A 6,941-nucleotide genomic window follows, 5' to 3' on the forward strand; every position below is an offset into this window, starting at 1 on the left:
GAGGCACCGGCACCGCTCAGGCCAGGCACACCCAAGCCGGCGCCGGCGCCAGGTGCGCCGCCACCAGCTGCGCCGCCTGCAGCGGCACCAAAGGCACCGGCGGCCTTGCCAACGGCGGATTGCACGCCGCCGGCCATCGAGGTCGCGGCAGATACCGCACCGCCGGCCACCATGCCGATTGCGCCACCAGCCGCCAGGCCAGCGCCGAGGCCATCGGCGGCCGACAGCGACGAAGTACCGTTCAACAGGTCCGTAGCCATCTGCGGCGCTTTAATCGCAGCCAGCAGCAGCACAATCGACCCGCCGGCCACAGACCACAGTGGAGCCAGGTTTGTCATGGTCATCGTGGACAGGTCATTGCCGATAAAGCCTGCGACTTTTACGGCGACGGAAAGGACGAAGTACAGCGCGAGGAAGCGCACCCCATAAACGATAGGCGTGGTGATGATTTTCATCGCCATATCCTTCGTAAATTTCGTGACGCCGAAGGCCATCACAATCGGGTACATCGCCATGAAAAACCAGAACTGAATCCAGGTGACGGCGTACTGGCCAGCCATGAAAGCGAACACGATCACGACGATGAATTCGACGCCAAGGAGCAGCATCGACGGATAGATATCGAGTGCGGACGATGTTTTCTCGAACGCGCTGGACATATTGTTGACCAGATCGATTCCCTGCCAAAACACGTCGGACGGGCTGATGGCGGTCAAGTGCGATCCGTCTTTTCCGAGCTGGATAAAGCCGTTGACGAATGCCAGCGGCACGCTGGGAGTGTTGATGATCCACAGCACCAGGCAGTACCACATCAAGCGCATGATGACGGCGGTTAGCAGCTCCTGCGCGTCAGGGCCTTTGAGAAGACGCGGCAGCACCATCCACACCAGGTCAATCAGGAACAGCAGGCCGGCCAACCGCACAGCGGCGGTTTTAATGACCGTGCCGAAGTCCTGCGCGGCCGTCTGGTACTGTCCCATGATTGCGCCAAGATCGTACTCAGGGCCGGCGGCGAACGCTGGCACGGCCAGCGCCAGGAGCAGCAGCGCCGCCGTAAGGTGCATACCTCGTTTCATGGTCTACCCCTTAGAACTGTTTGAAGCCGGATTCACCAGGCTTGCGCACGGCCTTGCCGTCGCCCTGCTTCATCGTTTGGCGCGTCACTTCCTCTTTCTTTTTGGCGTCAGCTTCGGCCTTGCTGCTGCAGCCGGTCAGCATCGAGAACAGCGTCACCAGGGCGACCGCGACGACGAGCGAGAACCATTTTTTTTGCGAGTGGGTCATTTGGTTGATGGACATGATTTTTCCTGTAAGTGGTGGAGTTAGAAAGATTGGAAACCGGATTGCCCAGGCTGGCGCACAGTCCCGTTTCCCTGGCGGAGAAACTGCCCGGTCGTTTCGGCCTTGTCGCTTTGGGCCTGTGCCTGGCCAGCCAGGAACGAGTTTTGCGCCTGCATCTGCGTCATGAACAGCTGGCGCAGCTTCTGCAGCTGCTGGACCTGCTGGCCGGCCACCATCACGCCGGCCTGTGCCACTTGGAGCGAACCAGGAGAGCCGGCGGCGATCCCCTGAATGCTGTCCATCGCCGCTTGCTCGTTGGCGAACTGGTTGGACTGCAGGCCGGCCGCGTTCAGGGACGCCCGCAGGCTATCCAGGCTGGTCTGCACCCATGTGCGCGATGCCTGCTGTAAGTTTCGGCCTGGTGCCGTGGCGCTGTAGCCTGGGTACTTGGTGGCGAATTGCTGGTCCACATTGCCCAGGGCGTAACCCAGAGCCTGGCCTTGGGCGACCAGCTGCGCTACCTGCTGCAGCTCGGCCTGAGCCTGGCCCCATACCATTTGCGGAGCGGCGATCAGGTTTTTCAGCTGCTGCTGGGAATGCTGAATTTGCGTGATCGTGTTCTGCACCTGTTGGTACATTTGGGCCGATTGCTGGATAAGCTCGATGTTGTTCAGAATCTGCGTTATTTCGGTGGACCCACCGAATCCCGCCACGCTGCCGGCATTCGCGGATACGCAGGACAAGGCGATAGACACAGCGATACTAAGCCTGCCTATCGTGCCAAAGTTGCTTTGTTTGATCGTCATATTTGCGCCTGAAAAGTTGAAAATCGCGGGTTAAAACATGCTGATTTCCGGGGGTTAATGCAGCCCTCTTAGCCCGGAGAATCCCTTATTTCATGGGTATAATTCGTGCTATATTTGGCAGATTTTCAACGACATACAATAATTCTGTGTGCCATCAGTAAATTGCCTTACTGCAAGAGATATGGTATGCCTGTTGGTTGGCCAAGTCAATAGATAGACACACAAATATTTAATGTGTCGCCACACTTGTTTTTTATTTGTCGATGGGCATACAATCTGTTTGTCTGTCGGCGTTTATCGGAGAGAGAGAGTTAGCAATGCAAATCAGGGAAAACGGCGGCCGTGTTCAGTTCTTGCGGTCGTACTACGTGAAGGAAAAGAAGCGCACCCAGGCCAAGCTCATCGGCTCGATGCCGGCCGGCGCAACGGAGTTACCGCCCGATCTGGCCGACGCCATGACGGAAGACGAGCGGGCCGAGTTCGCGGCCTGGCTTGAAAAGCAGGCGGCGGCCGACCGGGCCGCGCAGGCAATGCGGGAAATCGAAACGCTGCCCCAGGTGCTACAGAACGTAGCCGGCCACTTGATGCGCGGTGCGCCGCTCACGGCGGCGCAGGCAAAAGGAATGTGGGACGGCACGGCGCAGCTGCGCCGGCAACTCACGAAAGCGGGCTACACCAAGCCCAATCTGCAAGACCCACCATCACCGGAGGATTGACCAATGAAAGAACCAGCAAGGGCCATTCGTTCAGCCATGTACAGGCTGTCCCACATCGTCGCCACGCCTCACCAGTTCGACCAGGACGCCGAAACGCGAGGGGCAGGGCGGATTCACTACATGGTGGAGCTGGGCGACCAGCTTTGCCTGGCTTGGGAGAATGAGGACACCGGGACCATGATCGTTTCCCCGATTGTGTGCTGGGAGCTGGACAACATGCTGGAAGCGCTGGGCGCTCCCTGGCCAGTGTTGTCGCTGCCCGACGCCTTGAGCGAGCGGGTAGCGTTTAGGGAGCTTGGTAACGCCGATGTGATCGAGGCGTATCACAGGATGGAGGGACAGACGATTGCGGCGTCTGCCCCTCCTGCCAGGACGACCCATTGAGAGAGCAGCCATGACGCCCACACGATACCACGACCCACCGCGCCGGCGTTAGCCCGCGCATCGACCACCAGGCCGGCGCTGTCCGGCCTTTTTCACGCCCACCAGGTCAACGTGCAATCGCTTAGATTCCGCAGCTAGTGGACCGTCCGGCCGCCAGCGCCGGCGATCAGGCTGGCCACGCAGGCAGGGCAAAGGCACTTCACTTTGTCCTGGTCGCACTCCTGCAGCAGCCAGCCTTCGGCCCGCGCTGCAGCGTAACAAGCTGGCCAGCTCTCGCCGAAGAACAGCACCGAGCGCCGTTTGCTCATCCCGTAGGGGTATGCGGAGCTGGGGCATTCGCTGGCGTGGCATGACACATCAATGAAGTAGACGGCGAACATGGGCTATCGACCGAGTTGGCCAGCCTCGCAACCAGGCTGTGCCTTGCCATCGTCGCATAGTGGCCGGCCGGCATCTTGAAGCGGCTCAACTACGGCGCTTCGCCCGCGACAGCACCAGGGCGGCCGCCACGACGATGACCAGGAACGCGCCGGCACCGAAACGATGCTGGTCCAGGACGATGACGAACTCGGCGGCAGCGCGCAGGACTTCGGGGGAAAACGGGTTTTGCATATCGACTCCAAGAATGAAAATTCGTATAGCAACTGTGCTGTCACGACGAACGACCAGGGGAGATTAAATCAGCCTCGCGGCCGGTTCCTCTGGTGGGTTTTCCAATACCAGGCGTCAGGATCGCGCCGCCGGCCGCCGGCGTCTTGTGGTGGGATTTCCGTTTCCAACGTTGGAAATCGTAGCGTGTACACGCTCTGCTTTATCGCGCTGCAGGAGCTGGCCAGCCTGGCCGGCATCGAGGACCGTAGCGGCAGAACTGTTTTGGTTTTCTGCTATGCAAGGTTAGCCGTTAAGATAGCGCCCTGCCCTCTTGAACTTGCCACAATGCCACTCTTTGACAATGCCAAATATCTGATCCGTGCCAACCTGGAGGAAGTCCAGCGGGGAGGGAGAGCGCGGGCCGTGGTCATCGGAGACTTCACGCCGGCACAGTTTGAGACTATCAACCAGATCAAGGCATCGGTAGGGCTGCCCCTGCTGGAAAGCCCGGAGATAGTGTTTATCGGTTCCCACGTCTACAACAGCCGCGTGATCCGCGACGGCTACAGCCTGGATGATGTCATGCTGCAGATCGAGAGTGTTCTGGTGGCGACGGCCATTGTGCTGACTTCGCCCAGGATGACGGCGATCCGCAGCACCGTACCGCGCCAGGACGGCTACGGCAATGAAGTGCTGGATGAGGCGGTGTTTGAGTGTACGCAGCGCAAGCCCAGGGCAGAGCTGTATTCCGTGATGCCCAAAGGGGACCGGATCAAGCCGCCGAAACCGCAGCAGTAAAAGAAAAAGCCGCTCAGAGAGCGGCCTTATAAAACTTTGAAGCATTCGCCCGGATAACTTAAATCTGGTCCGGCGCACCAACACTTCAGAATCCATGATAGCACAGAATGATCGGAAATGATCAATCGTGACCTGGCGTGATGTTGCGTGAAGCCAAGCCTTGCCCGGCGCGGTTACTCAAATTGACTAATACGGCCGACCAGCTGCGTGTGTGAAAACACGAGCTTAGCCCCAGGGAGGGCGGGCAAGGCGTGGGCCTGCAGGGGGAAGCGGGCCTGCGGCGGGCGGAAAACTTACCAGGGAAGCCCGATCCTCGTGTTTTCACACACACATGCAGCTGGCCAGCCTGGCGGCAAGGCAATGTCGCCCTTGGGAAGGTTACTCAAAATGACTAATTTTCGTCCCGTCCCAGGTTACTCAATTTGACTAACCCGGCCGCTGCCATGCGAGTGATGAAGAACTCTCACAGCGCCGGAAGTAAGAAATCGTACTCCCGGCCATGTTGGCGAATCCTAACGTTAGGATTCGCCGGCGGCCGGCGTGATGAAGAACTCTCACGGCATGACGTGGAACGGGCTTTATGTCTAATCGACCCCCTCATTTTGCTTGTATGTGGCCTACACTTTATGCAATACTGTAGTTCAGTTGTTTTCAATGTGAGGCTATCTAATGATGCAAAGTGTCAGTATGGAGACGGCAAAGGCACTGGTCAGCAGCAACACCGTGACCAAGGCCATCGTCCAGTGCTTCGACGGCCGGCGCTGGGCCATCGTGCTACGCGGCCGGGATGAGTACGTGCTGAAGTCGGCCAGGCAGAACCCCCGCGCCTTCGCCAAAATCGAAACCGCGCTGTCCGAAATCCAGGAGCTGGGCCTACGCCATGCCGAGGTTGATTTCGTGAAGTGGCACCGCGACCAGGCCACATTGCCGGCGGCCGCATGAAGTACAGCTACGAAATCACCCCGCGCCCGGTGGAGCTTGGCGGCGGCTGGCGGCTGCGGCTGATCGAGGACGGCCAGGAGGTCGGCGGCGGCGTGTTTCCCATCGAGCAGGAGAAGGCCGAACCGGCAAAGGGCATCGCATGGTGGAATGAGCTGCAGGAGAAGGAGCGCGCCTGGTGGCTTGAGCGCGCCGTGGAACGCGGCACGCTGGGGACCGCAGCCGAAGCCTACATGGCGTATCTGCTGACCGAGGCACACGACGACGCCGAGAACACGGCCTATGAATGGCTTGATTCCAGGGAGAGCGCATGACCGTTAACAAGTCTCAGGCAATGGCCAATATCCAGGCACGCGCCGATGCCGCCCTGGCGGCGAAGGCAGCACGCGGCCAGACGGATCTGTTTGATGATGTGGCGCAGTCCCAGCCCCAGCCCCCGGCCATCGAGGAGCAGCCGCCGGCAGCGCCGGCGAAGGGCTTGGCCAAGGCCGCCGGCAAGCGTGACAAGCTCTTGCCGGTCCGGCATGTGGAGCGCGATTTCTTCCTGTGCGATATGTTCGACTACGCAATGAAGGATGACGGCGCGAGCATGGAAGCGCCGATTTTCACGCTGTCCACCAGGCCGGACCTGACGGTTTGGCGTTGGGAGAGCCAGGACGGCAATCGAGCCTTGACCGTCACCCCTAGCGTAATGGGGCGTGCAACGATGTTCGATAAGGACGTGCTTATCTACGTCATTTCTCAGATGACAGAAGCGCTCAACTGCGACCGCCAGGACGCCAAAAACAGGACCGTCCGTTTCGTCGTCTATGACTACCTGGTGACGACCAACAAGCCGACCGGCGGCAAGGAGTACCAGCGCCTAGAGGCCACGCTAGAGCGCTTACGCGGCACGTCGATCAAGACGGACATCAAGACTGGCGGCACGCGGGTAAAGGAAGGTTTTGGCCTGATTGACAGCTGGACCATTGTGGAGAAATCGCCGGACAACGAACGCATGATCGCTATCGAGGTCACGCTGTCGAAATGGCTGTTTAACGCTGTTCAGGCCCACGAAGTGCTGACGATTCACCGTAACTACTTCCGCCTGCGCAAGCCGCTTGAACGCCGCCTGTACGAGCTGGCCCGCAAGCACTGCGGCAATCAAGCTGCATGGACCATCGGACTAGAGCTGTTGCGCGAGAAGTGCAGCGCACACAGTCACGTCCGGGCCTTCCGTAGCCAGGTGCAAGAAATCCAGAACGCCGACACCCTGCCGGAATATCGCCTGATCTACTCCCGCGAGAAAGACCAGGTGACGTTCTACATCAGGGACGCCAAGAAATTAGTTGCCGCCATAGCATCAGGAAAAAGCAATCTCCCGCCGCAATTACGATGACCGGTCATCGTTATATCAATGACGCAGGGGCGTCGTTACATTGGTGAC

The 6,941-nt window shown here is 59.4% G+C and carries 11 protein-coding genes; 6 read left to right on the forward strand and 5 right to left on the reverse strand.

What is annotated here, in order from left to right; translation table 11 throughout:
• The 3 genes from E4L98_RS31035 to trbJ form a co-directional block, all read right to left on the reverse strand.
• On the reverse strand, window positions 1-1,076 hold a 1,076-nt coding region (locus E4L98_RS31035; RefSeq protein WP_135200635.1), incomplete at its 3' end, for a type IV secretion system protein.
• 10 nt (window positions 1,077-1,086) lie between these two features.
• Complete coding sequence (locus E4L98_RS05880; protein WP_135200636.1) at window positions 1,087-1,299, reverse strand: hypothetical protein; 213 nt, start codon at window positions 1,297-1,299, stop codon at window positions 1,087-1,089.
• Between the two features lie 23 nt (window positions 1,300-1,322).
• Complete coding sequence (gene trbJ / locus E4L98_RS05885; protein ID WP_135200637.1) at window positions 1,323-2,087, reverse strand: P-type conjugative transfer protein TrbJ; 765 nt, start codon at window positions 2,085-2,087, stop codon at window positions 1,323-1,325.
• A gap of 317 nt (window positions 2,088-2,404) precedes the next feature.
• Here trbJ and E4L98_RS05890 point away from each other — a divergent pair, with 317 nt between their 5' ends.
• Together E4L98_RS05890 and E4L98_RS05895 are read left to right on the forward strand one after the other, a co-directional pair.
• Window positions 2,405-2,803: a hypothetical protein gene (locus tag E4L98_RS05890; RefSeq protein WP_135200638.1), complete on the forward strand. Its 399-nt coding sequence runs from the start codon at window positions 2,405-2,407 to the stop codon at window positions 2,801-2,803.
• A 3-nt stretch (window positions 2,804-2,806) separates the two neighbouring features.
• The gene (locus E4L98_RS05895; protein ID WP_135200639.1) at window positions 2,807-3,187 is read left to right on the forward strand and encodes a hypothetical protein; all 381 of its coding nucleotides are present in this window, start codon (window positions 2,807-2,809) and stop codon (window positions 3,185-3,187) included.
• A 134-nt stretch (window positions 3,188-3,321) separates the two neighbouring features.
• On the opposite strand, the gene E4L98_RS05900 is transcribed toward E4L98_RS05895, so the two are convergent.
• The gene (locus tag E4L98_RS05900; protein WP_135200640.1) at window positions 3,322-3,567 is read right to left on the reverse strand and encodes a hypothetical protein; all 246 of its coding nucleotides are present in this window, start codon (window positions 3,565-3,567) and stop codon (window positions 3,322-3,324) included.
• Between the two features lie 85 nt (window positions 3,568-3,652).
• On the reverse strand, window positions 3,653-3,799 hold the full coding sequence (locus tag E4L98_RS29940) for a hypothetical protein (RefSeq protein WP_167761284.1): 147 nt from the start codon (window positions 3,797-3,799) through the stop codon (window positions 3,653-3,655).
• 183 nt (window positions 3,800-3,982) lie between these two features.
• On the opposite strand from E4L98_RS29940, the gene E4L98_RS05905 reads away from it, so the two are divergent.
• From E4L98_RS05905 to E4L98_RS05920, 4 genes are all read left to right on the forward strand, one after another.
• The gene (locus tag E4L98_RS05905; protein WP_135200641.1) at window positions 3,983-4,576 is read left to right on the forward strand and encodes a hypothetical protein; all 594 of its coding nucleotides are present in this window, start codon (window positions 3,983-3,985) and stop codon (window positions 4,574-4,576) included.
• Between the two features lie 687 nt (window positions 4,577-5,263).
• Window positions 5,264-5,518: a hypothetical protein gene (locus tag E4L98_RS05910; RefSeq protein ID WP_135200642.1), complete on the forward strand. Its 255-nt coding sequence runs from the start codon at window positions 5,264-5,266 to the stop codon at window positions 5,516-5,518.
• On the forward strand, window positions 5,515-5,829 hold the full coding sequence (locus E4L98_RS05915) for a hypothetical protein (protein WP_135200643.1): 315 nt from the start codon (window positions 5,515-5,517) through the stop codon (window positions 5,827-5,829). The genes E4L98_RS05910 and E4L98_RS05915 overlap by 4 nt, the downstream gene beginning before the upstream one ends.
• A complete protein-coding gene (locus E4L98_RS05920; protein ID WP_205746668.1) occupies window positions 5,826-6,893 on the forward strand; it encodes a replication initiator protein A in 1,068 nt (355 codons plus the stop codon). The genes E4L98_RS05915 and E4L98_RS05920 overlap by 4 nt, the downstream gene beginning before the upstream one ends.
• The last annotated feature ends 48 nt before the right edge of the window (window positions 6,894-6,941 follow it).

Origin of the sequence: Duganella callida, from assembly GCF_004614165.1 — a bacterium.
Classification (GTDB): Bacteria; Pseudomonadota; Gammaproteobacteria; order Burkholderiales; family Burkholderiaceae_D; genus Rugamonas; species Rugamonas callida.

Coding starts and splice junctions, on each gene's coding strand:
- E4L98_RS05880 (WP_135200636.1), bottom strand. CDS start 1,299: ATGTCCATCAACCAAATGACCCACTCGCAAAAAAAATGGTTCTCGCTC.
- trbJ (WP_135200637.1), bottom strand. CDS start 2,087: ATGACGATCAAACAAAGCAACTTTGGCACGATAGGCAGGCTTAGTATC.
- E4L98_RS05890 (WP_135200638.1), top strand. CDS start 2,405: ATGCAAATCAGGGAAAACGGCGGCCGTGTTCAGTTCTTGCGGTCGTAC.
- E4L98_RS05895 (WP_135200639.1), top strand. CDS start 2,807: ATGAAAGAACCAGCAAGGGCCATTCGTTCAGCCATGTACAGGCTGTCC.
- E4L98_RS05900 (WP_135200640.1), bottom strand. CDS start 3,567: ATGTTCGCCGTCTACTTCATTGATGTGTCATGCCACGCCAGCGAATGC.
- E4L98_RS29940 (WP_167761284.1), bottom strand. CDS start 3,799: ATGCAAAACCCGTTTTCCCCCGAAGTCCTGCGCGCTGCCGCCGAGTTC.
- E4L98_RS05910 (WP_135200642.1), top strand. CDS start 5,264: ATGGAGACGGCAAAGGCACTGGTCAGCAGCAACACCGTGACCAAGGCC.
- E4L98_RS05915 (WP_135200643.1), top strand. CDS start 5,515: ATGAAGTACAGCTACGAAATCACCCCGCGCCCGGTGGAGCTTGGCGGC.
- E4L98_RS05920 (WP_205746668.1), top strand. CDS start 5,826: ATGACCGTTAACAAGTCTCAGGCAATGGCCAATATCCAGGCACGCGCC.